This is a genomic window from Streptomyces diastaticus subsp. diastaticus, from assembly GCF_011170125.1.
Lineage (GTDB): Bacteria > Actinomycetota > Actinomycetes > Streptomycetales > Streptomycetaceae > Streptomyces > Streptomyces diastaticus.
The window spans coordinates 847,416-874,000 of the sequence record NZ_BLLN01000002.1 but is presented as its reverse complement, the minus strand read 5'-3'; the positions used below and the strand labels follow the sequence as shown (position 1 = coordinate 874,000).

Sequence of the window (26,585 nt, the reverse complement as noted above, 5' to 3'; positions counted from 1 at the left end):
GGTTTCCCGTGCATCCTCTCCCATCCCCGCCCGCCCCTGGCAACCCCGCGGCCCCGCCACTCCCGCGTGTCCGCCGAGGGCTCAATCCGTACGGCGGACACGCGGGGAGGCGGTCAGCTCTCGGCGCGACCGACGAGGAGGCCGTCCTCGAAGCGGTCGACGCGGACCGTGTCGCCGTCGCGGACCTCCCCGGCGAGGATCTCCTTGGCGAGCCGGTCGCCGATGGCCGTCTGGATCAGGCGGCGCAGCGGCCGGGCGCCGTACGCCGGGTCGAACCCCTCCTTCGCCAGCCAGGCCAGCGCCTCGGGCGTCACGTCGAGGCTCAGGCGGCGGTCGGCGAGGCGCCTGGCCAGCCCCGCGATCTGGAGCCCGGCGATCCGGGCCAGCTCGTCCTCGTCCAGGGCGGAGAAGATCACCAGGTCGTCCAGCCGGTTGAGGAACTCCGGCTTGAAGGAGGCCCGGACCACCTCCATGACCTGCCGCCGCTTCTCCTCCTCGGGCGCGGAGCCGACCAGGTACTGACTGCCGAGGTTGCTGGTCAGCACCAGGATGGTGTTCCGGAAGTCGACCGTCCGGCCCTGCCCGTCGGTGAGCCGCCCGTCGTCCAGCACCTGGAGCAGGATGTCGAAGACCTCCGGGTGCGCCTTCTCCACCTCGTCCAGCAGCACCACGCTGTACGGGCGCCTGCGCACCGCCTCGGTGAGCTGGCCGCCCTCCTCGTACCCGACGTAGCCGGGGGGCGCGCCGACCAGGCGGGCCACCGAGTGCTTCTCGCCGTACTCGCTCATGTCGATGCGGATCATGGCCCGCTCGTCGTCGAAGAGGAAGTCGGCGAGCGTCTTGGCCAGTTCGGTCTTGCCGACGCCGGTCGGGCCGAGGAAGAGGAAGGAGCCGGTCGGCCGGTCCGGGTCGGCGATCCCGGCCCGGGTGCGGCGCACCGCGTCCGAGACGGCCCGCACCGCCTCGCTCTGGCCGATCAGGCGGCGGCCCAGCTCCGCCTCCATCCTCAGCAGCTTCTGCGTCTCGCCCTCGAGCAGGCGCCCGGCCGGGATGCCGGTCCAGGAGCCGACCACGTCGGCGATGTCGTCGGGGCCGACCTCCTCCTTGACCATGGTGTCCTTGGCGACCTCCTCCTCGGCCTCGGACGCCGCCTCCAGGTCCCGCTCAAGAGTGGGGATCTCGCCGTACAGCAACTTGGAGGCGGTGTCGAAGTCGCCGTCGCGCTGGGCGCGTTCGGCCTGGCCGCGCAGCTCGTCGAGGCGCTCCTTCAGCTCACCGACGCGGTTGAGGGACTGCTTCTCCTTCTCCCAGCGGGCGGTGAGCCCGCGCAGCTCCTCCTCGCGGTCGGCGAGGTCGCGGCGGAGCTTGTCCAGCCGCTGCCGGGAGGCCGGGTCGGTCTCCTTGCCGAGCGCCAGCTCCTCCATCTTCAGCCGGTCCACCGAGCGCTGGAGCTCGTCGATCTCCAGCGGCGAGGAGTCGATCTCCATGCGCAGCCGGGAGGCCGCCTCGTCGACCAGGTCGATGGCCTTGTCGGGCAGGAAGCGCGAGGTGATGTACCGGTCGGAGAGGGTCGCGGCGGCCACCAGCGCGCTGTCCGCGATCTGCACCTTGTGGTGCGCCTCGTACCGGCCCTTGAGGCCGCGCAGGATCGCGATGGAGTCCTCGACGGTCGGCTCGGCCACCAGCACCTGCTGGAAGCGGCGCTCCAGCGCCGGGTCCTTCTCGATCCGCTCGCGGTACTCGTCCAGCGTGGTGGCGCCGACCATGCGCAGCTCGCCGCGGGCCAGCATCGGCTTGAGCATGTTGCCCGCGTCCATCGCGGAGTCGCCGCCGGCGCCCGCGCCGACGACCGTGTGCAGCTCGTCGATGAAGGTGACGATCTGGCCGTCGCTCTCCTTGATCTCGGAGAGGACCGTCTTCAGCCGCTCCTCGAACTCGCCCCGGTACTTGGCGCCCGCGACCATCGCGCCGAGGTCCAGCGAGACCAGCCGCTTGTCCTTCAGCGACTCGGGCACGTCGCCCTTGACGATCCGCTGGGCCAGCCCCTCGACGACGGCGGTCTTGCCGACACCGGGCTCACCGATGAGGACCGGGTTGTTCTTGGTGCGCCGCGACAGCACCTGCACGACGCGGCGGATCTCCTGGTCCCGGCCGATGACCGGGTCGAGCTTGCCCTCTCGGGCGGCGGCCGTGAAGTCCGTGCCGAACTTCTCCAGCGCCTTGTACTGACCCTCGGGGTCGGGCGTGGTCACCCGGCGTCCTCCTCGTGTGTTCTCGAATGCCTCCAGCAGCTTCCCGGGCGTGGCTCCCTGCCCGGTGAGCACCTCGGCGGCCTGGCCGCCCTTGGCGGCGACGGCGATCAGCAGGTGCTCGGTGGAGAGGTACTCGTCGCCCAGGTCCTTGGCGCGCCGGTCGGCGTCGGCGATGACCGCCAGCAGCTCGCGGTTGGGCTGCGGCGGGGCGACCGTCGAGCCGGTGACGCTGGGGAGCGCGGCGAGCACCCGCTCCACCCCGGACCGGACCGCGGCCTGGTCGGCCTCGACGGCGGCGAGGAGGTCGACCAGGTTCTCGTTGTCCTGCCCCTCCAGGAGGGCCAGGAGCAGGTGGGCGGGGGTCAGGTCCGGGTTCCCCCCGGAGACCGCCCGGGTGGTCGCCGCGTTGAGCGCGTCCCGGCTCCTGTTGGTCAGCTCTGCGTCCACGTGTCCCTCTCCTCGTCCGTTCGTCCGTCCCGTCGTGCCTCGTACACCGTGCGTGCCGCCTGGCTCATCGTGCTCCGCCGGGCCCGGCCTGTCGCGCCGGGCGGGCCCCGCCCGGCCCTGTCCGACACCGATCACACCGGCACTGACAGGCTCGCCGTACACAAAGTTGAGTCTAGTCCACTCAAGGCGATCCGGTCATCCACCCTTCCGCCTGCCCGGCACCTCCGCCCCCTCCCCAGCCCTCCGCCAGGAACCTCCCGCCCGACCGGCGCCCCCGCGGCGCTCGCCCCGGCGCTGGAGCGGTACGGCTACTCCCTCTTCGGGATCGCCGCCGCCCTGGCCCACGCGACCTGTACTTCCCGGCCGACGACCCCCACCGCGCGCCCTCGCCACCTTCGCCGCCCGCCGCCTTCGCCGCCGCTCGCCGCCCTCGCCGCCCTCACCGCCCTCGCCGTCGGCCGGTCGGCGACAAAGAAGGGCCGCGCGCCCGTGCTGGTCCCCGCTCTCACCGTGACGGGCCTGACCACCGGCATCGGCCTGCTCCCCCACGGACGAGACCGTCGCCGTCGCCCCCGGCCCCGCTCCCCCTGCCGCGCATCGCCAGGGCGTCGCCGTCGGCGCGCAGTGGGGCGGCGCGATGCCGGTGGCCACCGAGTACGCGCCCGAGGGCAGGCGCGGCCTCCACGGCCGCCTCGCCCAGCTCGGGGTGCCCGCCGGCGTGGTCACCGCCCGGCAGTGTCCTCCCGGCCGCCGGTCGCTCACCTCGGACAGCACGCTCTCCGGCTGGGCCCGGCGGGTGCCCTTCCCGGCCGGCCTGCCGCGCTCAGCCTCGCCCGGTACATCCACACCCGGGCCGAGGAGACGTCCGAGTCCGCCGGGCCGAACAGCACTGGCCGGACGGGCTCCCTGGCCGAACAGGCGCCGGCCGGACGGGAGAAGCGCGATCAGGGCTCCCCGCCGCGCACGGTCCTCCGCGACCATCTCGGCACCCTCCTGCTCGCCGGCGGCTCGTTCGCGTCAACATTGCGGCCTCCCACTCCTGCTCACCGGGGTCCTCGACCACACCACCCGCCAACCGGGCACGGGCCGCGGGCCGGTCCTCGCCGTCTCCCTGCGCGTCAGCCTCACCCGACTCGCCCTGCCACCGGCCTCCGCCGCCCTCTCCGACCGCGTCGGCCGCCTGCGCGTCCACCCGGCGGCGCGGCCGGGATCGCCCTGGGGGCCGTTCCGCTCCTCCCGCTGACCGACACCGGCTCGCTGCCGTGGCCGGCCGTCGGCACCCTGGTCGCCGGCTGCTTCCTCAGCGTCATGTACGGCCCCCGGGCGGCCCTGTTCGCCGAACGCTTCACACCGGAGACGCGCTCCGCACCGGCGCCCCGCCCGGCCACCGGATCGCGGCCGCCGCCGGAGGCGGGCCCGCGCTCTTCGTCAGGGTGCTGCCGGCGGAGGCGTCCGGCACCTCCATGGCCGCCTCCGGCTACCGCGTCGCGCTCGCGCTCGCCGTCCCGCTCTCCCTCCGCGGCCCGGCGAGGAGGGCCCGCGCTCGCGGGGGAATGCGCCGGGGTGCTCCCGCCCGCCGGCGGGCGCGCCTCCGGCCGTACGCTGCCGCCATGGCCATCGACCTCACCGCTCCCCCCGCGAACTTCCTCGCCTTCTGGCGCGAGAAGCACGTCTGCACGCTCACCACTCCCCGCCCCGACGGCACCCCGCACGTCGTCCCGGTCGGCGTGACGTACGACCCCGGTGAGCGGCTGGCCCGGATCATCACCGGCGGCGCCACCACCAAGGTCCGCCACGTCCGGGCGGCCGGGGACGGGGGCGCCCGGGTCGCCGTCTGCCAGCCGGCCGGCCGGTACTGGACCACCCTGGAGGGCGTCGCCACGGTCAGCGAGGACCCGGTCCGCGTCGCGGACGCCGAACGCCGTTACGCGCTCCGCTACGGACGCGAGCCCCGCGAGAACCCGGCACGGGTGGTCATCGAGATCGCGGTGACCCGGGCCATGGGGAACCTGCCGCGGCCGGCGTGACCCCCTGTCCGCTCCGGCCCGCCCTGCCGCACGGCGGCGTCGCACCCGTGCAGTCCGCCGCACAACGACAGCGACGCCACCGTGTTCAGGTCCACGGTGGCGTCGCTGCCGGGGGGAGCGCCTGGGCGATCTGTGACGACGGGGGGATCGCGTCTCAGGCGCTGCGGGGGGTGGCTGTGAGAAGTTCGGTCTCGACCGGGTGGTGGTCGCGCTGGTCGAGGTTGACGAAGACCATGCCGTAGCGGATGGCGCAGCGCACGGGCTGAGGGGCGCCCCGCGGGCGGCGCAGCGCGCGGTAGGCGCGGACTCCGTCCTCTTCGTCCCGGACGACCAGGATCGGCTCGCCGAAGAGCGTCACCGTCAGCGGTTCGTCGCCCTCGGGCACGGCACTGACCAGGTCGATGAAGTGCCATCCGGAGCGGTAGGCCGCGGCCATCTCACGCCGGAAGGAACGGTCGTCGGGAGGCATGCTCATGCCCGGACACCCGTGGGCAGGTCCTCCCAGGTCGGCTCACCTGCGGGGGCGGTCTCCCAGGTCGGCTCACCCGTGGGGGCGAACTCCCAGGTGGGCTCGGACTGGACCGCCACCGGGTTGGTCTCCCAGGTCGGCTCGGCCAGCACCGTGGAAGCGGGCTCGCTCTCCCAGGTGGGCTCGCCACTGGCGATCGCACCGAAGGCAGCCGCGACCGCGAAAGCGCAAAGTACACGAACCATCTTGCTCATGGACGATCTCCACCTCTTCTAATCATTTCCTCCTCCCCCGTGCACATGACGATCGCTCACCGCGACCGCTCGCACCAGCGGAAACAGGCATCATGTTCCTGTAATGCATGACCCTGAGGGGGGTTCACATGGGGACAGACGACCAGATACCGGGACATCCGCACAGCCCACGTGAGCTGTGCGAAGCGGGTCGGCAGCTCTACGCCGACGCGCTGCGGACCGGGCGCATACCCCGGAGCGAGGCCGCGCAGGCGCCCTGCCTCATCGATCTGGCGCTGGTGCACGCCGACCCGGACGACCCGGAGTGGCTGCGGCCACTGCCCCCGACGGTAGCGCTCGGCCATCTGGTACACCCCATCGAGCAGGAGATCCAGGAGCGCCGACGCGTCGCCATCGGCCTCACCGAGACCTTCGCCCCTTTCCTGGCCATGGCGGCGCAGAACCCGGTCGCCGCCAGCGGGATGACCGTGCTGGAGGGGCTGGGGCTCATCAACACCACCCTCGACCGGGTGGTCGCGGAGTGCTCCGAGGAGCTGCTGACCGTGCAGCCGGGCAGCGGCCGCAAGCCGGAGACCATCGCGGAGGGGCTGCGCCGCGTCATGCCCCTGCTCGACCGCCGGGTGAAGATGCGCACCCTCTACCAGCACACCGCCCGGCACCACCCGGCGACCATCGCCTACGTGGACCGGATCGGCACCGACGTCGAGGTGCGCACGCTGGAGGAGAGCGTCGACCGGCTGATCGTGGTGGACCGCAAGGTGGCCTTCATCCCGGCCCGCTCCGACCGGCAGGTCGCCCTCCAGCTACGCCACCCCGGCCTGGTGGAGTACCTGGTGGGCGTCTTCGACCAGCTCTGGCGGCACGCCGTCCCCTGGGACGAGCAGCCCGACGCCTACCGTCCCGAGCTGGACGGCATCACGGGCACGCAGCGCTCCATCGCCAAACTCCTCGTCGAGGGGCACGTGGACGACGCCATCGCCCGGCGCCTGGGCATGAACGTCCGCACCTGCCGCAGCCACATCGCCCGGCTGGCCACCACCCTCGGCAGCGGCAGCCGCACCCAGCTCGGCTACCTCATCGCCCGCTCCGGCCTCCTGGACGCGAGCGACTGAACCACCCGCGCGGAACGCCGGAGGGGCCGGAGGCAGCAGCACCGCCTCCGGCCCCTTCCGCGAAAGAACGCGGCGTTCACTCGGCGGACGGCCGGCCCGGCCTCCACACCACCAGCGCGCTGGTGTGCCGCACGTCCTCGTACCGCACGAGGTCGCGGCGGTAGGAGGCGTGCACCTGGGCCTCGCGCTGCCGCATCTGGGCGGCGGCGCCGTCGACGGCCGCGGAGAGTTCGGCGACGCGCTGCTGGAGCGCGGTCACCTGGTTCTCCAGTTCGATGATGCGCTTGATACCGGCGAGGTTGATGCCCTCGCTCTGCGACAACTGCTGCACCTGGCGGAGCAGTTCGATGTCGCGGGCCGAGTACCGGCGCCCCCGCCCGGCCGTGCGGTCGGGCGACACCAGGCCGAGACGGTCGTACTGGCGCAACGTCTGCGGGTGGAGCCCGCTCAGCTGGGCCGCCACCGAAATGACGTACACCGGGGTGTCTTCCGTCAGTTCGTAGGGGTTGCGACGTCGTCCGTCCCGGTCCATGGCCTACGCTCCCTTCGCTGCCTTGAACAGCTCCGCCCGCGGGTCCTCGTCCGCGGTGGCCTTGCGGTACGTCTCCAAGGCCTCCCGGGCCTCGGAGGACAGGTGCTGGGGCACCGCCACGTCGACGGTGACCAGCAGATCGCCGCGGGTGCCGTCCTTGCGGACCGCGCCCTTGCCGCGGGCCCGCATCGTGCGGCCCGCCGGGGTGCCCGGCGGCAGTTTCAGCGTCACCGGGGGCCCGCCCAGGGTGGGTACCCGGATCTCGCCGCCGAGCGCGGCCTCCGTGATGGTGACCGGCACCGTGACGGTGAGGTTGTCGCCCTTGCGCCCGAAGACCGGGTGCTTGTCGACGTTCACCACCACGTACAGGTCGCCCGCAGGGCCTCCGCGCTCGCCCGGACTGCCCTTGCCGCGCAGCCGGATGCGCTGCCCGTCCGTGACTCCGGCCGGGATGCGGACCTGCATGGTGCGCGACGACTTGGCCCGCCCGGAACCCTTGCAGACCTCGCACGGGTCCTCGGCGATCAGTCCGCGGCCCTTGCAGTCCACGCACGGGTCGGTGAGCGAGAAGCCGCCCCCGCCGCCGCGCGAGACCTGGCCGGTGCCGACACAGGTCGGGCAGACGCGGGGCGTGCCGTTCTTGTCGCCGGTGCCCGAACAGGCCTTGCAGGGCGCCTGGCTGGACATCCGGAGCGGCACCGTCGCGCCGTCCACCGCCTCGGTGAAGCTGAGCGTCACCTCGGACTCGATGTCCTGGCCGCGCCGGGGCTGGGTGCGTGTACCGGCGCCCGCGCCCCCGCGGTTGAACAGCCCGCCGAAGACGTCCCCGAGGCCGCCGCCGAACCCGCCCTGGCCCTGGCCGCCGCCGGGGGCGCCGCCCCCGAAGAGGTCGCCCAGGTCGAAGTTGAAGTTCCCGCCGGAGCCGCCACCGCCGGGACCGGGGCGGAAGCCGCCGTTCCCGAAGAGGGAGCGCGCCTCGTCGTACTCCTTGCGCTTCTTGGGGTCGCCGAGGATGTCGTTGGCCTCGGAGATCTCCTTGAAGCGCTCCTCGGCCTTGGCGTTGCCCGTGTTGGCGTCCGGGTGGTTCTCCCGGGCGAGCTTGCGGTACGCCTTCTTGATCTCGGCGTCGGTGGCGTCCTTGGGGACGCCGAGGACCTTGTAGTAGTCCTTCTCGATGTAGTCCTTCGTACTCATCGGCGACGTCCCTCCTTCCACTGCGACGTCACCGCCGCGCGGTCACCGGTGAAGGTGACCGCGGCGGCGGTGAGTGGTTCAGCCCTCCTGCGGGCCACCGTTCTCCTCGTCCGGCTTCGCCCCGTCCGGCTCGGCCTCGGCCTGCTCGGCCTTGGCGTCCGCCTGGGGCTTGGCCTGCTGGGCTCCCGGCTGCGGCTCGGCCACCGCGACCCGGGCGGGCCGGATGGTGCGCTCGCCGATGCGATACCCCGCCTGGAGGATCGCGACGCACGTCGTCTCCGTGACGTCGGGCGCGTAGCTGTGCATCAGTGCCTCGTGGATGGTCGGGTCGAAGGGCTCGCCCTCCTTGCCGAACTGGACCAGGCCCAGCTTGGCGGTGACCGACTCCACCGACTCGGCGACCGACTTGAAGCCGCCGACCAGCTCGCCGTGGTCCCGGGCGCGGCCGATGTCGTCGAGGACCGGCAGCAGCTCGGACAACATGCCCGCGACCGCCACCTCCTTGACGGCCACCCGGTCGCGCTCGACCCGGCGCCGGTAGTTCTGGTACTCGGCCTGGAGCCGCTGGAGGTCGCCGGTGCGCTCGGCGAGAGCCGTGCGCGCCTGGTCCAGCTCGGCCGTCAGGCCGGCCGTGGCGTCGGTGCCCGCTCCCGCCGGGCCCGCCTCCGAGGAGGTGGGCCCGGCGGTCTCGGCCGCGTCGTCCGAGGAGGCACCGGGGGTGACGTCAGCGTCCTGCTGCTCGTCGAATCCGGGGGTCTCCTCGGTCACGCCGCACCGCCCTTGCGCTTGTCGTTGTCGTCGTCGACGATCTCGGCGTCGACCACGTCGTCGTCACCCTGCTGGGCCTGCTCGCCGCCCTGGGCACCGGCGTCGCCGCCGGCCGCCTGGGCGTCGGCGTACATGGCCTGGCCCAGCTTCTGCGAGACGGCCGCCACCTTCTCGGTGGCCGTGCGGATCTCGGCGGAGTCGTCGCCCTTGAGCTTCTCCTTCAGCTCGTTGACGGCCTCCTCCACCTCGGTCTTGACCTCAGCGGGGACCTTGTCCTCGTTGTCCTTGAGGAACTTCTCGGTCTGGTACGCGAGCTGCTCGCCCTGGTTGCGGGACTCGGCGGCCTCGCGGCGCTTGTGGTCCTCCTCCGCGTACTTCTCGGCCTCCTCGCGCATGCGGTTGACCTCGTCCTTCGGCAGCGAGGAGCCGCCGGTGACGGTCATCTTCTGCTCCTTGCCCGTGCCGAGGTCCTTCGCGGTCACGTGCATGATGCCGTTGGCGTCGATGTCGAAGGAGACCTCGACCTGCGGGACACCGCGCGGGGCCGGCGGCAGACCCGTCAGCTCGAACATCCCGAGCTTCTTGTTGTACGCCGCGATCTCGCGCTCGCCCTGGTAGACCTGGATCTGCACGGAGGGCTGGTTGTCCTCGGCGGTGGTGAAGATCTCGGACCGCTTGGTCGGGATCGTCGTGTTCCGCTCGATGAGCTTGGTCATGATGCCGCCCTTGGTCTCGATGCCGAGGGACAGCGGGGTGACGTCGAGGAGCAGGACGTCCTTGACCTCGCCCTTGAGGACACCGGCCTGGAGCGAGGCGCCGATGGCGACGACCTCGTCCGGGTTGACGCCCTTGTTCGCCTCCTTGCCGCCGGTCATCTCCTTGACCAGCTCGGCGACGGCCGGCATACGGGTGGAGCCACCGACGAGAACGACGTGGTCGATCTCGGAGAGCTGGATGCCCGCGTCCTTGATGACGTTGTTGAACGGCGTCTTGCAGCGCTCCAGCAGGTCCGAGGTGAGCTGCTGGAACTGGGCGCGGGTGAGCTTCTCGTCCAGGTGCAGCGGGCCCTCGGCGGAAGCCGTGATGTAGGGCAGGTTGATCGAGGTCTCGGTGGACGAGGACAGCTCGATCTTGGCCTTCTCGGCGGCCTCACGCAGGCGCTGGAGGGCCATCTTGTCCTTGGAGAGGTCCACGCCGTGGCCCGACTGGAACTGCTTGACCAGGTAGTCGACGACGCGCTGGTCCCAGTCGTCACCACCGAGGTGGTTGTCACCGTTGGTGGCCTTCACCTCGACGACGCCGTCACCGATCTCCAGGAGCGACACGTCGAAGGTGCCGCCACCGAGGTCGAAGACGAGGATCGTCTGGTCGTCCTTGTCGAGGCCGTACGCCAGGGCGGCGGCGGTGGGCTCGTTGACGATGCGCAGGACGTTGAGACCCGCGATCTCGCCGGCCTCCTTGGTGGCCTGACGCTCCGAGTCGTTGAAGTAGGCCGGGACGGTGATGACCGCGTCCGTGACCTTCTCGCCCAGGTAGGACTCCGCGTCCCGCTTGAGCTTCTGCAGCACGAAGGCGCTCATCTGCTGCGGGTTGAAGCTCTTGCCGTCGATGTCGATCTTCCAGTCGGTGCCCATGTGGCGCTTGACCGACCGGATGGTCCTGTCGACGTTGGTCACTGCCTGACGCTTCGCGACCTCGCCGACGAGCACCTCACCGTTCTTGGCGAAGGCGACGACGGACGGCGTGGTCCTGGCGCCCTCGGCGTTGGTGATCACAGAGGGCTCGCCGCCCTCCAGAACGCTGACGACGGAGTTAGTCGTGCCCAGGTCGATGCCGACCGCACGTGCCATGTCAATTCCTCCAGCTGACTACTTGAGTGGAACTGACTCAAGGATGCACGAGGGCGTGCCGCGCGTCAACGTGGTTGAGTCGACCGGGCTCAGCTTTTGTTCCTCCCAGCCGAGCAGAGGGCGTCGACGCGGTTCGTCTTCGCAGGTCGGAGGCTTGATGAGCAGGACCCGCCCAGGGAACCCCGGGCCGATCCCGGGCGCGCCCGACGGCTTCGGGTGCCCGCCACGGATGGCCTCAAGCGTCGGCGGGGCTGGTTTTCTCCGCCCCACGCGACCGCCGGCCGGCCGACCGCCACGGGCCACGCCCGAAACCCGCAGGACCCGACCCCCCTCCGACGGCGACCCGCAGACGACCCCGAGCACCCGGGCCGGGTCCGGCCCCCGGGTGGCGGTCTTCCATCCGGCCGGGGCGTCGGTCTGCCGTTTCACGGCGCGGAGGGCCGAGACTGGGGCGAGTCGTGCCGTATGAGTCAATTGTCCGTTACGTGTGACGTGTGAGTGAGGAGTTCCGGTGGAGCCGTCGCAGCCCTCCCCGAGCGAGGACGAGGCCGTCGCCGGTACCGGCCGGGTGGTCACCGCGCCCGTGCCGCTGGAGGAGGCCACCCGCACGCCCTACGTGCGGCGGCGGGCGCCCGTGGTGGCGGTGCTGATGACCTCGCGCGACCGGCGACGGCAGACCCTGCGGGCGCTGGACGCCCTCGCCGACCAGCGGTCCCTGCCGCCCGGTACCGCCCTGCGCGTGCACCTGGTCGACGCGGGGTCGCGGGACGGCACCGCCGACGCGGTCCGGGCCGCCCATCCCGAGGTCGAGGTGCACCGGGCCGGGGCGGGGGTCCGTTGGGGGGAGGGCATCCGGCTGGCGAGCCGGAACAGCAGGGCGGCCGGGGCGACCCCGTTCACCCACCAGCTCTGGCTGCGGGACGACGTGGTCCTCGCCGACGAGGCGCTCGCCCTGCTCCTCGCCACCTCCCGCTCGCTCGGCGACACCGCCGTGGTGGTCGGCGCCGTACGCGACGGCCGGGTGCCGGGCACCCGCCCCGGTACCACGCCACTCGCCTACTCCGGCCGTCGCCGCACCCGCGGCCCGCACCGGCTGCCGCTGGTCGAGCCGACCGGGCGCACCGAGCTCTGCGACACCTACGACGGGGCCGCCGTGCTGCTCCCCCGCGCGGCCCGCGACCGGGTCGGCGACCTCGACCGGGCCTTCCGCCACACGCTCGGCGACCTCGACCACGGCCTGCGCGCCCGGCGCGCCCGGGTGCCCGCCTTCGTCGCCCCGCGCGCCGTCGGCGAACGCCACACGGTGCCGCTGCCACCCGCCTCCGAGGAACCGGGCATCGGGGTACGCGAGGCCCTGCGCCGCCGCACCGCCGAACTCCCGCCCCGCGTCTGGTGGACCTACTGCCTGCGGCACGCCGGCGTCCGCGCCCCGCTCCTGGCGGCCGCGCCCTACCTGCGCACGGCCCTGCGCACGGCCCGCGGCTGAACTCCTGCGCGGGCGGGGCCCGCTGCCGGGCACGGGCGACGTCACCGGCTCGCACGCTCAGCCCGGTGACGTCCGCCTCGGCGCTCTCCCGCGCCACGCCCGCTCCCGGCGGCCCTCGCCGCCTGTGCGGCTGACGCCGCTGCCGCCGTCACGCGGCACGCGCACCGCCTTGAAGCGGTGGCAGTCGTTCCGGCCGGGTCGACCGGCCGGTCACGCGGGATAGTGCCAGGCAACGGGGGTGCGGGGCAAGGTGGTTGCCTCCGGCAAGGGTGCCCGGCGGCGGGAGGCGCGTGAGATCTGCCCCGGGGCGCCGGGCGGAACCGTCGCCCCGGCCGGCGGCCGGACCGGGACGCGGCGGCGGGTACCCGTCCGCACGGGTCACTGATCGGCCTCCCCCGCCGGCCGGGCCGGGACGGGGCCGGGCGTCGTCCTCAGACGCCGCCGGGCCGGGGACGGGGCCGGAAGTGGCCGGTCGGCGTCCGGGGCGGGACGGTGGCCGAGGGGGCCGGGGCGGGTCAGGCGGTGGCGCCGGGGAGGTCGAGGGCTGCGGCGAGGGTGCGCCAGGCGGGGATGGGGAGGTCTCGCACGGGGTCGGAGGTGACGACCTGGAGGGCGACGTGGTCGGCACCGGCCTTGTGGAAGCCGGTGACGCGGGACCGCACCCGCTCGGCGTCGCCGTGGGCGACCACCGCGTCGAGGAGGGCGTCGCTGCCGCCGTCCTCGAAGTCGGCGGGGCCGAAACCGGCCCGGCGCAGGTTGTTGGTGTAGTTGGGCAGCTCCAGGTAGAAGCGCAGGTAGGCGCGGGCGGTCTCGCGGGCGCGGGCGAGGTCGTCGTCGAGCACCACCTTCAGCTCGGGGGCGAGCAGCGGGCCGGTTCCGAGGGCCTCGCGGGCCTCGGCGACCTGGTCCTCGGTCACCAGGTACGGGTGGGCCCCGGCGGCCCGGTCCTTGGAGAGCTGGAGCATCTTCGGCCCGAGGGCGGCGAGGACGCGCCGCCGGGCGGGGACGGGGTGGGGCGCCTCGTCCAGCGCGGTCAGGTACTCCCGCATCGCGGTGTACGGCTTGGCGTACTCCTTGGGAGCGAGCTGCTGATGGCTGGCGCCGATGCCGAGGACGAAGCGGTCGTCGTGGGCGCGGTCGGCGTCGGACGCCTCCTCGGCGACGCGGTCGGCCGGGTGGTCCCAGATGGAGAGGATGCCGGTGGCGACGCGGAGATGATGGGTGGCGGCGAGGACCGCCCGCGCGTCGGCGACGCTCGCGCTGCCGCCCACCCAGATGGCGCCGTATCCGAGCGCCTCGATCTCCTCGACGGCGTCGGTGATGGCTCCGTCCCGCCCGGTCCCGTCGGTGATCCGGAGCGCGCCGCTCCAGATGCCGACGGTGCCGAGGCCCAGTTCGTGGGCGGCGGTGGTGGCGGGGACGGAGGTCGGATCGCTGGTCGGGTTGGTGCCGGGGGTGCTCGTCATGTCGTGCGCTCCTCTTCGATGCGTACCTGGCGCCGCCGGCTCGTCGCGGGGCTGCTGCTCCGGCCGGCCGACGCCTGGCCCGCGCCCCGCGACGGCGCGGGGGCTGACCGGTCTCCCTGCCCATCCTCGCGCCGAGCAGTCCCGAACGGCGGGACGCCGGGGGGTGGCGCGAGGTGTCGCCGGGCGGAGCCACCCTCCTCACCCGTCCGCCCGTCCGCACCCGCCGTCGTCCGTCCTCGTCCGTCCTGGCGCGGCCCGCCGCCCGGCTGCGACAATCCCCGCGCACAGCCGGGGCCGGGTTCCCCGAGAGAGGACGGTGGCACCCATGTGCCGGTACGGCTCCACGGTGGTGCGGACCCGGTGAGCGCCGCGGCCCTCGACACGCTGCTGACCCGGCTCGCCCGCGTCGGCCCCTACTTCACCGCCGACCCCGTGCCCCGCGCCGACCCGTCCGAGGGCGGTTTCCGCCCCCTCGCCGAGTTGTACGGCGACGGGATCGCCGGCCACGTCGAGGAGACCGGCCGGCGCATGGGGACCGGCCCCGGCCGGGTCGCCGCCTCCACCGCCCAGCTCGGCCTGGCCTCCCGGCTCTGGTCGCTGGCGCTGGGGTGCGCCGCCCTCGGCTCGGAGGTCCCCGACCTCGGCCCGGGCCGACTGTGGTGGCGCAGGCCGTCCGCGGGGCCCGTCGAGCTGCGGCTGCCCGCTCCCCGGCCGTTGCCCGGACCGCTCCCCGAGGCGCTTCACCGGGCCGTCGCCGTCGGCCATCTCGCGCCGCTCGCCGAGGCGGTCGGCAGCCGCTACGCCGTCTCCCCGCAGGTCCTGCGCGGCAACGCCGCCTCCGCCCTGGTCGGCGCCGTACGCGTACTCCTGGACCAGGCGCCCGAGGCGGCCGGGAGAGCCGTCCCGCTGGTCGAGCACCTGCTGGGCCGGCCTCCGCTGGCACACACCGGCACCTTCGTCCACGAGGAGGGGCTCGGCGTCGCCTTCGTCCGCCGCAGCTGCTGCCTGTTCTACCGGGTGCCCGCCGAGACGTGCGGTGACTGCGTGCTCCGGACGCGGGGCCGGCGCCGGCCCCGTACGTAGGGGGCCGGCGCCGGGGTGCTCGGCGGGCCGCCTCGGGGGCGTGTCCGGTGGGGCCTCCCGGACACGGGTGACCCCTGTCGCGGGCGTCGGGGCCGGGGCGTTGCCCTCGGCACGGGGGCCTCGGCGGCGGTGGCCGGGGCGGCCCAGGGTGTGCGCGTGAGCGGTGCGGTCTCCCTCCAGCCGGTTGCTCCGGCGGCCGACCGGTGCCGCCGTCCGCCGAGCCGTTCACGGCCGCGGTGAGGAGCCGCGGGGCTCATCTGCGGCCGAGGCCGTGGCAGGACGGGCGAGCGGGACACGACCCGGTCCGGTCGTGTCCCGCTCGGTCCCGGGGCCGCGGGGCGGCCGGGGCCGCTACAGCGGCGGGGCGTCGGGGCGCTCCGTGCACAGGGCCCAGATGACGAAGATGCCGAGGGCGATGTTGAGGAGCGCCCACAGGGGCAGGTAGGGCAGCCACATGAAGTTGAGGATGACCGCGACGGCGGCGAGGCCGACGCCTGTGGCCTTGGCCCAGGTCTGGCCGGTGAGGATGCACCAGCCGGTGATGGCGACCAGGACGCCGAGGAAGAGGTGGATCCAGCCCCAGGCGGTGACGCTCATCTTGAAGGCGTAGTCGCCGAGGCCCGCGTAGACGGTGTTGTCGGCGATGCCCGCGATGCCCTGGAGGAAGCCGAAGACTCCCTGGAGGAGCAGGAGGACGCCCGCGAGGACCGTCCCCCCGGTGGCCCACGACTGGCGGGCGGAGTGGCCCTCCGGGACGTCCGCGGCCCCGGTGTGCGCGCCACTGTGCGCCTCGCGGGGGTCGGGGGTCTCGTGCTGATCGCTCATGTCGGGTGCCCTCTCATCGACGGCGTGGCTCCGTCCAGCCTCGGCGCGCGGCCCCTCGGGCGCGCGGAGGACTGGGCCGAACGGGTGACGGAGGCCGGGCGGGGGGCGCCACCGGCCGGCGGAAGCGGCCCGGGCACCGGCCCCGGGCTCGCCGGCGGGGGCGAGGGTCGGGTGGACTCTCAGGGCACCGGGGTGCGGACCGGTACGGGCCCCGGCGGAAGGGCGGGGCCGCGACGGCTGCCGGTGCGGAGCGGGGCGCCCGCTTCGCGCGACGGCGCGCGGGGAGGCGGAGGCCGGCGCGGCCCGCGAGGGCGAGCGGGTGGTGCCTTCATGGACCCCGGCCGGTGACACACGGCGATGCGCGCGTGGTGCCGAAGGCGGACGCGGGCCGGTCGACACCGGAAGCCACCCGGCGGGGACACCGCCCGCCGGGCCGCGGCCGTGCGCGCGATTGACAAGGAGCCGCGTTCCCCGCCACCATCATTGTGCTATTCCATATACACAATGATGGTGGCGGGGAGGACCGACCGTGGTGGACGACGGAGGAGGCACCAGCGTGATCACGTACCAGATCGAGCGGCGCAGCGGTGTCGCGACGTACATGCAGATCGTTCTGCAGACCAGGCAGGCGCTGCGCCTGGGGGTGCTCGCCCCCGGGGACAAGCTGCCGACGGCCAAGGAGGTCGTCGAGACGGCGGCGATCAACCCGCACACCGTGCTCAAGGCGTACCGGGAGCTGGAGCGCGAAGGGCTGGTCGAACTCCAGCCGGGGCGCGGCACCTTCGTGCGACGCGGGCTCGGCACCGCCGGAACCGCCTCGCACGCGCCGCTGCGCGCGGAGCTGACGGCATGGCTGCACAAGGCCGAGGAGGCGGGACTGGACGCGGAGGACGCCGCCGCGCTCTTCGACGCCTGCCGCGCCGAGGTCTTCGCCGCGGCCGGCACCCCGCGCACCGGCCCCGCGCGGCACTGAGCACACCGGCGAGGGCGGTCGACGCCCCCGGGCCGCCCGGACCTCCCCACGGACGAGAGAGCAGCACGTGTACACAGAGCAGTTCGACCCGGCCGACGCCGGACTGGTCGCCCTGGAGGCGGCCGGGCTCGGCAAGCGCTACCGGCGCGGCTGGGCCCTGAAGGAGTGCGCCTTCCGTCTCCCCGCCGGACGGATCTGCGGGCTGGTCGGCCCCAACGGCGCGGGCAAGAGCACCCTGATGTCACTGGCCACCGGGGTCAGCGGCCCCTCCGCCGGCACCCTGCGCGTCTTCGGCGGTGACCCGCGCGGCGCCCGGGCCCGCCGGCAGGTCGGCCACCTCGCACAGTCCAAGCCCCTCTACCCGCGCCTGACCGTCACCGACACCCTGCGGATGGGCCGCGAACTCAACGGCGCCGAGTGGGACCAGTCGCGCGCCGAGGCCATCGTGCGCGCCGGGGACATCCCGTTCGGCGCCCGGGCGGGCAGCCTCTCCGGCGGCCAGCGCACCCGCCTCGCCCTCGCCCTCTGCTTCGGCAAGCGGCCCAGCATGTTGCTGCTCGACGAGCCGATGGCCGACCTCGACCCGCTGGTGCGGCACGAGATGACCAGCCTGCTGATGGCGGAGGCGGCCGAGTCGGGCACGACCGTCGTCATGTCCACCCACACCCTCGCCGAACTCGAAGGCGTCTGCGACTACCTGCTCGTCCTGGCCGAGGGCCGGGTCCGGCTGGCCGGCGAGGCCGACGAACTGGCGTGGGCGCACAGCATGGTCACCGGCGCGCTGCCGGGGGACGGGGCGCCCGGCCCGCTGGACGGCCACACCGTCGTCGAATCCACCACCAGCGGACGGCAGTTCACCGCCATGGTGCGCCGCGAGGCACCGCTGGCCCCCGGGCCCACCTGGACGGTCACCGAGCCCTCGATGGAGCAGTTGCTCCTCGCCTACCTCCGCTCGCCTAACGCGCCCGCGCTCCTCACCGCCTCGGCGACCCCGCACGCCTCGACGCACCTCACCAGCAAGGACCACGCCGCATGAGCACCGCCACCCTGGAGAGGGAGTCCGCCACCGCCCCGGCCTCCGGGCCCCGCCGCCTGCTGCACGGCATGACGTGGCTGGTGTGGCGCCAGCACCGGGGCGTCCTGTGGACCGGTCTCGCGCTGGTCACCGCCCTGGTGGTCGCCGCCGTGCTGCTGCGCCACAACGCCGTCGCCTTCCAGGCGGCGCACGGCATCGCCGACTGCCCGCTGATGGGCGGCTCCGAGCGGTGCACGGCGCGCCAGGAGCTCATCGACGAGTACCGCGGCCTGTACGCGGCCCCGTTCCGCCTGCTCCTCGCCGGCGTCCTCGCCCTGCCCTTCCTCGGCGGGCTCTTCGTGGGGGCGCCGCTGATCGCCCGCGAACTGGAGGCGGACACCCACCGGCTGGTGTGGGCGCAGGGCGTCACCCGGGAGAGCTGGCTGCTGCACAAGCTGGCGCTGCCGATGGGCGCGCTGACGGCCGGGACGGGCGCCGCCGCCTGGGTCGGCTCATGGGCGCTGGAGGGCGCCGGGCAGGCCACGCTCGGCCTGTACTGGTACTCGGCCACCGCCTTCGTCTCCACCGGCCCGGCCGTCGCGGGGTACGCCGCGCTCGGCGTGGCCCTCGGCGCGGCGGCCGGCGCGGTGACCCGGCGGACGCTGCCCGCGATGGCGCTGACGCTGGGCGCGATGGGCGCGCTGACGGCCCTGCTGACGGCGGTCCGCCCGTACCTGGTGCGGCCGGTCACCTCGTTCGGCCGGTCCGTCCCGCCGGTCCGCGAGGAGGACTGGATGCTGGTCCAGCCGCAGTCGGCCCTCGCCGACAAGACGCTCTTCGACTCCGCCCCCTGCTTTCAGGCCGACGACTTCGACGCCTGCCTGGCCGACCACGGGGCGCTCCACGAGTACTCCCAGCGCCACCCGCTCGGCCACATGCGCGACCTCCAGCTCGCCGAGGGCGCCGTCTGTCTGGGGCTGGCCGCCCTCGCGGTCACCTTCGTGTGGCTGTGGATGCGGCGCCGCTCCTTCTGACCAGCCGCCTCACCGGCGCCGGTCAGCGGCGTAACGACGTGCCGCCGGGCGCGGGGCACGGCCATCCCGAGCCGTACCCCGCGCCCGGCGGTTTCCACAGCAGCCAAGGGCCCCTCAGCCCTCGGCATCTGCCCGGGGCCCCTCAGCCCCGGACGTCACGGCGGCCCACGCGTGGGGGCCGTAGGTCCAGTGTCGCGCGACGGGCCCGGCAAGGTGGCGGATCGGGGGTTCCGCGGCGGAGAACTAGGGGTGTCATCGAATCCTGTGCGGTGTCCGCGGGGTCCGCGGTGGTCGGTGCGCGTTCTCGGCCGTGCCGGACGAAGGGGCTCGCAGCGGAGCCACTCGGGCCTTCGGCCGGCGCGGTGAGCGTGCGTACCGGGTGCGGTGGGCGCCCTGCGGGATGCGAGGACGCCGCCTCGGAAGGTTCGGGCCCGGGCGGCCCGCCCACGACGATGTCACGGGCCTCCCCGGCGCGTGCGGCCGGGCCGGCCGGGGCCGGAGCCCCCGGGGCGGTGTGCGCCTCCCGCCCCGAGGGCCGCCGGGCCGGGCGTCGGTGGCCTCCGGCAGCCCCGGCGCCCTCGTCCCCGCGCCCAGGCCGAGGGCGGAGGGAACCGAGCCGCCCGGAGGTCACGCCTTACGCCGGGTCCACCACAGCCAGGCGGCACCGCCGACGACGCACAGCACCTGGCACACGTCGGCGAGGACGCGGAGGGCCAGGCTGTCCTCCCCGCTCAACTCGCGGTTCCACAGCAGGTTGGCCGCGGCGGGGAGCACCAGTGTGACCAGCGCCCCGGCCACCTTCCGCCCCGGCCCCCAGAAGAGGCTGGTGCAGAGCAGCACGACACCGGTCAGCCGCAGCAGCAGGGCCACCGACAGCACCCCGGTCGGCGCCCCGGCCAACTGGAGCACGAGCGCCAGCGCGTACGAGCCGGCGATCAGCCCGACCGGCACGGCGGGGTGCACGCGCGACCTCCGCCCGGCGGCCCCGGGGGCCCGCCCGGCCACGGGTACCCCGGCCGCCACCGCACGCGGGTCGCCCAGCTCGGCGAGGACCTCGCTCATCGCGCCCGGGCGCCCGTCGAGCCCTCGGTCGATGCGCACCGCCACATCCGCCACCAGCGCCCGACGCCGGTCGTCGGCCAGTTCGGCCGCCGCCCGCTCCACCGCCGCCAGATAGGCGTCCCGCTCCTGGTACGCCGACTCCGCACTCCCGGTCCTCACCGATCGCCCCGCTCTCCACACCGCTCGGCGAGGCCGTCCCCCGCTGACCCTCACATGCTATGCACGCCGCTTATAGCTGGTCGCCCCCGCGCCCGGACCGGGACAGCGGTACGCCCCCGGCCGCCACGTGGGGCAGCCGGGGGCGTACGTGCCGGACAGCCGGGGAGCGAGCCTTACTTGAGCTTCTCCGAGAAGAGCGGGACGACCTTCTCCAGGGCGTAGCCGACGCTCAGCACCGAGTCGGTGGCGAAGGCCTGGCTGATGTCCTGGTCGTCGAAGACGATCGAGCGGCCGTCCTTCACCGAGGGCACCGCCTTGTAGAGCGGGTCGTCGCTGATCTCCTCGGCGGAGATGCCGATCGGCGCCATGACGGTCAGGTCGGCGTCGAGCAGGTCCAGCTTCTCCTTGGAGACGGAGACCGAGAAGGAGTCGCCGGCCAGCTTCTCGATCTCCGGGTTGTTGACGAAGCCGAGCCGCTTGACGAAGTCGACGCGGCCGGTGCCGCCGACGTACGCGCCGAAGCCCTCGGAGGTGCGCGAGCCGACGGTGATCGACTTGCCCTTGAACTCCGGGTGCTTCTCGGCGGCGGCCTGGAACTTCTTCCCGGTCTCCGCGATCAGCTCGGCGCCCTCGTCCTTCTTGCCCAGGGCGCCCGCGACCATCTCGGTCTGCTTCTCCCACGAGGTCATGTACATGTCCCCACCCTTCGGGACGCCGACCGTCGGGGCGATCTTGCTGAGGGTGTCGTAGCGGGTCTGGTCACCACTGGACTTGGTGTCGAGGATCAGGTCGGGTTCGAGCGCCGCGATCTTCTCGAACTCCGGCTCCATGGTGCCGATCAGCTCGGGCTTCTCGTCGTACATACCCTTGGCCCACGGACCGACGCCCTCCCCGCCGAAGGGCAGCCAGTCGCTGGCGCCCACCGGCTGCGCGCCGAGCGCCAGCGCGGTCTCCGCGTCACCCCAGCCGAGCGCGACGATCCGTTTCGGCGCCTCGTCGATGGTGATCTCACCGAACTTGGTGGCGACCTTCGCGGGGAAGGCACCGCCCGCCTTGCCCTCGGCGGGCTTGTCCGCGCTCTCGTCACTGCCGCCCGATCCGCAGGCGGTGAGGCCGATGAGCAGGGCCGCCACCGCGCCGGAGAGCAGGGCCGTGGTGCGGCGGGGGCGGCGGGCGCGCCGGGCTTGGGGGGAAGCGGAATCGTTCATGCAGGTTAGGTTAGCCTGACCTAAACCTCTCGCGCACCTGTGGGGCCGTCGGATCTGCCACATCCCGCGCCGCCGGGACGCGCGGGCGCGCCCCGGCGGCACCTCGCCCCGGCCGTCAGGCCGTCGGGGACTCACCGGCGGCGGGCTCCCCGGACTCCGGTGTCCCCGCGGACGGCTTCTCGCGGAGGGCGTCGACGACCGCGCGCTCCAGCACCGCCGACTTGTTGATCAGCGTCCCCTTCTCGCCCATCGAGGTGTCCTTGAAGAGGTAGCTCCGCTCGCCCAGGTACTCGAAGGTGGCCGGGTCGAAGATCCAGGCGGTGCGCCAGCCCGCCCGGGTGTCGTCGCGGGCGATGCCGACGCCGTGCCGCCCGGCCGCGTCCACCGCGTCGGAGTCCACGGACACACCGGGGATCTTCGCCGCCGCCTTGTAGAGCGCGGCCGCGGTCTTCGGCGGCATCACCGTCTCCCGCAGCAGTTCCCCGATCGCGTCGAAGGTGTCCTGGGCCCGGTCCCGTTCCTTCGCGGGGGTGCCGCTCGCGTCCTGGTCCCGGGTGATCTCGGCGGCGAGCCGCTTCAGCAGGGCGTCGGGGTCGGTGGGCAGCGAGGCCAGCCACGTGTACGTCGGCCGGTGGAGGCCGGCCGGCCGGCCGACCGCGGGCTCGCCGTCCGGCACCCCGACCTCGATCGGGACGTACGCGTCGTCCTCGCGGATCAGGCCGACGTCGATCACCGGCCCCTGCTCCTGCGCCATCCAGACCTCGCGCTCGTGGGGTCCGGTCAGCTCCACCGGGCCGCCGAACTCGCCCTCGTTCCTGGACTGAAGAGTCCTGACATAGACGAACTGGTCGTCGGTGACCTCCTGTTCGTCCTGCCGGGCGGCGACCGAGGCGACCCGGTCGAGCAGCACGGTCGCGCGCGGCGGGGCCGGGGCCCGGGACGCCGTACCCGCGGTGGCCGGCGTCGGAGCGCCGTCCCGCCCGGTCACGGCGAGCGTGGTCAGCAGCACCCCGCCCAGTGCCAGTCCGACGGCGGGCAGCAGCACGGCGGGGCGCAGGAGGCGGGGACGGGGGCGGGCGGGAACGCGGTCGCCGTCCTGGTCGATCAGGCGCATCAGGGTGTCCTTGTGGTGGAGATGGCGGCCAGGCGGCAGTTCCCGTTCGGCCGGGGCCGGCAACAGCCGGGCCAGCTCCTCGCGTTCGGCCCGGCCGGGGCCGGAGGTACGGTCGTTCATCGGGCTTCCTCCTGGATGGGCAGGGCCACGAACGCGGCCCTGCCCTCTACCTCTCCGCGACCGGGACGGGGTTCCCCGCCGGACCGGCCGTTCTCCCGGTGACGCGCGTGGGGCGGGGGTCCGTCCGGTGCCCCGCCGAGTTCCTCGTCGGTGAGCCGGCGCAGCCGGGTACGGGCCCGGGAGAGCCGCGACCGCACGGTGCCCACCGGGACGCCCAGGGCCTCGGCGGTCTCCGCGTAGTCCAGCCCGGACCAGACGCAGAGGGCGAGCACCTCGCGGTCCTGGCGGCGCAGTCCGCCCAGCGCCCGCCGGACCGCGGCGAGCCGCCGGGCGTCGTCGACCCGGCCGGCGGCGGCGTCCGCGATGTCCGCCACCAGCTCCGGGACCGGCCGGCGGGCCAGGAAGGCCAGGCGCCGCCCGATGCCGCGGCTGGCGTTGCGGGCCTTGTTGGTGGCGATCCCGAGCAGCCAGGGGCGCAGCGAGTCGCCCTCCGGTTCGACGGCGCGCCGGGTGCGCCAGGCCGCGAGGAAGGTCTCGGACAGCACCTCCTCGGCCGTCGACCAGTCGCCCGTCAGCCGGTAGGCGTGGTTGTAGACCGGACGCGCGTACTGCTCGTACAGCGCGCCGAACGCCTCCTGGTCGCCCGCCCGGATCCGTGCGCGCAGGCGCTCGCGGTCTCCCTGTTCATCGCTTGTCACACCCCGTACCTCTCCGGCCGGGCGGCTCGGTTCCCGTGACCCGCGCCACAGAGGGGGAGGGCGCCGCTCAGCCGGCCGGGACGTGGTGGCGGCCCAGCGGCACGACCAGCGGGGTGCCCGAGGCGGGGTCGGGGACGATCGAGCAGCGCATGCCGAAGACCTCGGTGACCAGTTCCTCGGTGACGATCTCGGCGGGCGGCCCCTGCGCCACCACCTCGCCCTGCTTCATCGCGATGAGGTGGTCGGCGTACCGGCAGGCCATGTTCAGCTCGTGCAGGACGGCCACGAGGGTCACCCCGCGCTCGCGGTTGAGGTCGGTCAGCAGGTCGAGGACGTCCATCTGGTGGGCGACGTCGAGGAAGGTGGTCGGCTCGTCGAGCAGCAGGATGTCGGTCCGCTGGGCCAGCGCCATGGCGATCCACACCCGCTGCCGCTGTCCTCCGGACAGCTCGTCCACCGGACGTTCGGCCAGCTCCAGCACGTCGGTGGAGAGCAGCGCCGCCCCCACGGCCGCGTCGTCCTCGGCGGTCCACCGCCGGAACCACCCCTGGTGCGGGTACCGCCCCCGTGCCACCAGGTCGGAGACGGTGATGCCCTCGGGTGCCACCGGGCTCTGCGGCAGGATGCCCAGCACGGACGCCACCTCACGGGTGGGCGTCTGCTGGACCGGCCGCCCGTCCAGCAGCACCGCCCCCGAGGTCGGCGCGTGCAGCCGCGCCATCGCCCGCAGCAGCGTCGACTTCCCGCAGGCGTTGGGGCCCACGATCACCGTGAACCGCCCCGGCGGTATCCGCACGCTCAGCCCCGGCACGATCTCGCGCCCGTCGTAGCCGATGCGGACGTCCCGCGCCTCCAGCGTGTGCCGCACACTCATCGGGCGCACTCCTCTCTGCCTGGTTCCCTGCCGTCCCGCCACCTGTTCCGGCCCTCGTGGGCCGCCCGCTCAGCCACCGCGGCCGACCCGGTTGGCGCGGGCCAGCAGCCACAGCAGGTAGGGGGCGCCGATCACGCTCGTCACCACCCCGACCGGCAACTGGGTGCCGGGCAGCGCGTGCTGGGCCGCGAGGTCGGCCAGCAGGACGAGCAGCGCCCCGGCGAGTGCCGCGTGCGGCAGGACCGCGCCCCGGCCGGGCAGCAGCATCCGGGCGACCGGCGCCGCGACGAAGGCCACGAAGGCCACCGGCCCGGCCGCCGCCGTCGACACCCCGGCCAGCGCGACGCCGCAGGCCAGCAGCGCCAGCCGGCTCTGTTCGGCGCGGGCGCCGAGCCCGGAGGCGGTGTCGTCGCCGAGCTGGAGGGCGCGGAGCGTCCGGGCGGCGACCAGGGTCAGCGGCACCAGCACGGCCAGCGCGGTCACCTGCGGCCACACCTGGTTCCAGGAACGGCCGTTGAGGCTGCCGGTGAGCCAGAGCAGGGCGTTCTGCGCGCCGGTGACCTCGGCGCGGGACATCAGGTACCAGACGAGGCTGTTCAGTCCGCAACCGACCCCCAGGCCGACCAGGACGAGCCGGGCACCGACCACGCCTTTGCGCCAGGCCAGGACGTAGATGAGGGTGCCCGCCACGAGGGCACCGGCCAGCGCGCTCGCCGAGAGGGCGAGTCCGGAGACGGCGAAGACCATGGAGGCCGTCACGGCCGCGGCCGAGGCGCCGGAGCTGATGCCGATGATGTCGGGGCTGGCCAGCGGGTTGCGCAGCACCGTCTGGAAGACCCCGCCCGCCATGCCGAACCCGGCGCCGACCAGGACCGCCAGCAGGGCGCGCGGCAGCCGCAGTTCGAGGATGACGAACCGGGAGCCCGGCTCGCCGCCGCCGAACAGCGTGGCGAGGACGTCGCCGACCGGAATCACCATCTCGCCGACGCTCAGCGACACCGCGAAGACCGCGAACGCGGCCAGCGCCAGCGCCAGCCCGACCAGCAGTGACCGGCGTCCGCCGCGCCGACGCACCCGGGCCACCGCCCGGGCGGCCTCGGCGAGCGCGGCCTCGCAGACCCGCGGCGGCGAGCCGGCCGGGCCCCGTGCCGGGGGCGTGGCCGTCTGGTGCGAGGTCGCGGTCGGGTCGCTCACAGCTCCACCAGCTTCCGCCGCCGTACCAGCCAGATGAACGGGACGGACCCCAGCGCCGCCGTGATCACGCCGACCTGGACCTCGCCGGGCTGGGCCACGACCCGGCCCACGATGTCGGCCCAGAGCAGCAGCACCGGCGCCAGCACCATGCTGTACGGGAGGACCCAGCGGTAGTCCGGCCCGGTCACCAGCCGGGCGATGTGCGGCACCGCCAGACCGACGAAGCCGATCGGTCCGGCGACCACCGCGGAGGCGCCGCAGAGCAGCACGACCGCGACCGCCGAGACGCCCCGGACCAGGCCGACCCGCTGGCCGAAGCCGCGGGCCAGGTCGTCGCCGAGGGCGAGGGTGTTGAGCTGGGAGCCGAGGGTGAGGGCGAGCAGGCCGCCGACGACGACGAAGGGCGCGGCCTCGGCAAGCACCTCCACCGACCGGGTGTTCAGCGCGCCGATCTGCCAGAACCGGAACTGGTCGTAGCTCTGCCGGTCGGTGAGCAGCATCGTGGTGGTCAGCGAGGTGAGCACCGCCGTGGTCGCCGCTCCGGCCAGCGCCAGCTTGACCGGGGTGGCCCCTTCGCGGCCGAGCGAGCCGACGCCGTAGACGACGAGGGCCGCGATCAGCGCGCCGAGGAAGCCGAACCACAGGTACTGCTGCGCCGCGCCGAGGCCCAGCACGCTGATGGCGAAGACGACGCTGAGGGAGGCACCGGCGTTGATGCCGAGGAGGCTGGGGTCGGCGATCGGGTTGCGGGTGACGCCCTGCATGACGGTCCCGGCGAGCCCCAGCGCGACGCCGGCGAGCAGCCCGGCGAGGGTGCGCGGCACGCGGACCTCGCCGACGATGAGCTGCGCCTTGTCGGCCGGGTCCGGGGCGAGGAACGTGCCCGTCACGTCGGCGAAGGCCACGTCCCCGGTGCCGACGGCCAGGCTCGCGACCAGTGTCAGCGCCAGGGCGACGAGGGCCAGGCCCAGCCCGACGGCCAGCGCCGGCCGGCTGCGCACCGAGCGCCGGGACGGCTCGGCCGGGCGGGCGCCGGGTGCGGCGGGGGAGCCGGGCTCGGTGAGGTCGAGGACGGCCGGGCGGCCCCGGGCCGCACCGGGCGCGGCGCCGGACGGCGGGGTGCGCGCCGCTTCGGCACCGGAGGCACGGGGCGGGGGCGTACCGAAGGCGTCGGCGGAGCGGCCCTCGCGGGCCGCGGGGCCGTTCACGATCCGGCCGCCGGGACGCCGGTCACGCGGTCATGCACTCTCCACTCACCCCTGCTCGCGGTCCCGGGACATCGCGCCGGAGCACCGGACACCCCACTCGCTCAGGCGCGCGGTCGCCAACCGGCCGGCCCTGCCCACACACCTGCCATCCACCCGAAGTA

The 26,585-nt window shown here is 74.3% G+C and carries 23 protein-coding genes; 7 read left to right on the top strand and 16 right to left on the bottom strand.

Translation table 11 applies throughout. The annotated features are described in order from the left end of the window. Positions 1 to 113: 113 nt before the first annotated feature. Positions 114 to 2,699, bottom strand: coding sequence for an ATP-dependent chaperone ClpB (clpB, locus tag Sdia_RS05700; protein ID WP_189500087.1), 2,586 nt, complete (start codon positions 2,697 to 2,699; stop codon positions 114 to 116). Between the two features lie 1,610 nt (positions 2,700 to 4,309). Here clpB and Sdia_RS05695 point away from each other — a divergent pair. After that, complete coding sequence (locus tag Sdia_RS05695) at positions 4,310 to 4,726, top strand: pyridoxamine 5'-phosphate oxidase family protein (protein WP_115068997.1); 417 nt, start codon at positions 4,310 to 4,312, stop codon at positions 4,724 to 4,726. A gap of 154 nt (positions 4,727 to 4,880) precedes the next feature. On the opposite strand, the gene Sdia_RS05690 is transcribed toward Sdia_RS05695, so the two are convergent. Next, on the bottom strand, positions 4,881 to 5,201 hold the full coding sequence (locus Sdia_RS05690; RefSeq protein ID WP_100455244.1) for a Rieske (2Fe-2S) protein: 321 nt from the start codon (positions 5,199 to 5,201) through the stop codon (positions 4,881 to 4,883). Next, a complete protein-coding gene (locus tag Sdia_RS05685; RefSeq protein ID WP_100455243.1) occupies positions 5,198 to 5,449 on the bottom strand; it encodes a hypothetical protein in 252 nt (83 codons plus the stop codon). Before Sdia_RS05685 ends, Sdia_RS05690 begins: the two co-directional genes overlap by 4 nt. Before the next feature lie 128 nt (positions 5,450 to 5,577). On the opposite strand from Sdia_RS05685, the gene Sdia_RS05680 reads away from it, so the two are divergent. Continuing rightward, a complete protein-coding gene (locus Sdia_RS05680; RefSeq protein WP_181844054.1) occupies positions 5,578 to 6,561 on the top strand; it encodes a helix-turn-helix transcriptional regulator in 984 nt (327 codons plus the stop codon). 76 nt (positions 6,562 to 6,637) lie between these two features. Here Sdia_RS05680 and Sdia_RS05675 read toward each other — a convergent pair whose 3' ends face one another. The 4 genes from Sdia_RS05675 to dnaK all read right to left on the bottom strand — a co-directional run bounded on the left by Sdia_RS05675 (position 6,638) and on the right by dnaK (position 10,905). Next, complete coding sequence (locus Sdia_RS05675) at positions 6,638 to 7,093, bottom strand: heat shock protein transcriptional repressor HspR (RefSeq protein WP_100455242.1); 456 nt, start codon at positions 7,091 to 7,093, stop codon at positions 6,638 to 6,640. Between the two features lie 3 nt (positions 7,094 to 7,096). After that, on the bottom strand, positions 7,097 to 8,287 hold the full coding sequence (gene dnaJ, locus Sdia_RS05670; RefSeq protein ID WP_100455241.1) for a molecular chaperone DnaJ: 1,191 nt from the start codon (positions 8,285 to 8,287) through the stop codon (positions 7,097 to 7,099). Positions 8,288 to 8,365: 78 nt separating this feature from the next. After that, on the bottom strand, positions 8,366 to 9,055 hold the full coding sequence (gene grpE / locus Sdia_RS05665) for a nucleotide exchange factor GrpE (protein ID WP_100455240.1): 690 nt from the start codon (positions 9,053 to 9,055) through the stop codon (positions 8,366 to 8,368). Further along, positions 9,052 to 10,905 carry a molecular chaperone DnaK gene (gene dnaK / locus Sdia_RS05660; RefSeq protein WP_100455239.1) on the bottom strand — a complete coding sequence of 618 codons (1,854 nt, stop codon included), beginning with the start codon at positions 10,903 to 10,905 and terminating at the stop codon, positions 9,052 to 9,054. The genes grpE and dnaK overlap by 4 nt, the downstream gene beginning before the upstream one ends. 511 nt (positions 10,906 to 11,416) lie before the next feature. Here dnaK and Sdia_RS05655 point away from each other — a divergent pair. Then, on the top strand, positions 11,417 to 12,391 hold the full coding sequence (locus tag Sdia_RS05655) for a glycosyltransferase family 2 protein (protein ID WP_115068904.1): 975 nt from the start codon (positions 11,417 to 11,419) through the stop codon (positions 12,389 to 12,391). A gap of 515 nt (positions 12,392 to 12,906) precedes the next feature. On the opposite strand, the gene Sdia_RS05650 is transcribed toward Sdia_RS05655, so the two are convergent. Continuing rightward, positions 12,907 to 13,857: an LLM class F420-dependent oxidoreductase gene (locus Sdia_RS05650; RefSeq protein ID WP_100455237.1), complete on the bottom strand. Its 951-nt coding sequence runs from the start codon at positions 13,855 to 13,857 to the stop codon at positions 12,907 to 12,909. 360 nt (positions 13,858 to 14,217) lie between these two features. Here Sdia_RS05650 and Sdia_RS05645 point away from each other — a divergent pair, with 360 nt between their 5' ends. Next, on the top strand, positions 14,218 to 14,940 hold the full coding sequence (locus Sdia_RS05645) for a (2Fe-2S)-binding protein (protein WP_189500086.1): 723 nt from the start codon (positions 14,218 to 14,220) through the stop codon (positions 14,938 to 14,940). Positions 14,941 to 15,291: 351 nt separating this feature from the next. On the opposite strand, the gene Sdia_RS05640 is transcribed toward Sdia_RS05645, so the two are convergent. Beyond that, positions 15,292 to 15,765: a DUF7144 family membrane protein gene (locus Sdia_RS05640; protein ID WP_100455236.1), complete on the bottom strand. Its 474-nt coding sequence runs from the start codon at positions 15,763 to 15,765 to the stop codon at positions 15,292 to 15,294. Between the two features lie 556 nt (positions 15,766 to 16,321). On the opposite strand from Sdia_RS05640, the gene Sdia_RS05635 reads away from it, so the two are divergent. From Sdia_RS05635 to Sdia_RS05625, 3 genes are all read left to right on the top strand, one after another. Then, complete coding sequence (locus tag Sdia_RS05635; protein ID WP_124287405.1) at positions 16,322 to 16,738, top strand: GntR family transcriptional regulator; 417 nt, start codon at positions 16,322 to 16,324, stop codon at positions 16,736 to 16,738. 67 nt (positions 16,739 to 16,805) lie between these two features. After that, positions 16,806 to 17,774, top strand: coding sequence for an ABC transporter ATP-binding protein (locus tag Sdia_RS05630; protein WP_100455235.1), 969 nt, complete (start codon positions 16,806 to 16,808; stop codon positions 17,772 to 17,774). Further along, positions 17,771 to 18,787: an ABC-2 membrane transporter-related protein gene (locus Sdia_RS05625; RefSeq protein ID WP_100455234.1), complete on the top strand. Its 1,017-nt coding sequence runs from the start codon at positions 17,771 to 17,773 to the stop codon at positions 18,785 to 18,787. Before Sdia_RS05630 ends, Sdia_RS05625 begins: the two co-directional genes overlap by 4 nt. Before the next feature lie 627 nt (positions 18,788 to 19,414). On the opposite strand, the gene Sdia_RS29935 is transcribed toward Sdia_RS05625, so the two are convergent. The 7 genes from Sdia_RS29935 to Sdia_RS05590 form a co-directional block, all read right to left on the bottom strand. After that, positions 19,415 to 20,008 (bottom strand): HAAS signaling domain-containing protein, encoded by a 594-nt coding sequence (locus tag Sdia_RS29935; protein WP_229830766.1) that lies wholly within the window; start codon positions 20,006 to 20,008, stop codon positions 19,415 to 19,417. Between the two features lie 173 nt (positions 20,009 to 20,181). Beyond that, on the bottom strand, positions 20,182 to 21,216 hold the full coding sequence (locus Sdia_RS05615) for an iron-siderophore ABC transporter substrate-binding protein (protein WP_115068906.1): 1,035 nt from the start codon (positions 21,214 to 21,216) through the stop codon (positions 20,182 to 20,184). Positions 21,217 to 21,331: 115 nt separating this feature from the next. Further along, positions 21,332 to 22,450, bottom strand: a complete 1,119-nt coding sequence (locus Sdia_RS05610; protein ID WP_189500085.1) for a CU044_5270 family protein — start codon at positions 22,448 to 22,450, stop codon at positions 21,332 to 21,334. After that, positions 22,447 to 23,115, bottom strand: a complete 669-nt coding sequence (locus tag Sdia_RS05605; RefSeq protein WP_115068998.1) for an RNA polymerase sigma factor — start codon at positions 23,113 to 23,115, stop codon at positions 22,447 to 22,449. The genes Sdia_RS05610 and Sdia_RS05605 overlap by 4 nt, the downstream gene beginning before the upstream one ends. Positions 23,116 to 23,215: 100 nt before the next feature. Further along, on the bottom strand, positions 23,216 to 24,022 hold the full coding sequence (locus tag Sdia_RS05600; RefSeq protein WP_100455231.1) for an ABC transporter ATP-binding protein: 807 nt from the start codon (positions 24,020 to 24,022) through the stop codon (positions 23,216 to 23,218). Positions 24,023 to 24,091: 69 nt separating this feature from the next. Then, positions 24,092 to 25,216, bottom strand: a complete 1,125-nt coding sequence (locus Sdia_RS05595; RefSeq protein WP_100455230.1) for a FecCD family ABC transporter permease — start codon at positions 25,214 to 25,216, stop codon at positions 24,092 to 24,094. After that, positions 25,213 to 26,217 (bottom strand): FecCD family ABC transporter permease, encoded by a 1,005-nt coding sequence (locus tag Sdia_RS05590; protein ID WP_321014410.1) that lies wholly within the window; start codon positions 26,215 to 26,217, stop codon positions 25,213 to 25,215. Before Sdia_RS05590 ends, Sdia_RS05595 begins: the two co-directional genes overlap by 4 nt. Positions 26,218 to 26,585: the final 368 nt, after the last annotated feature.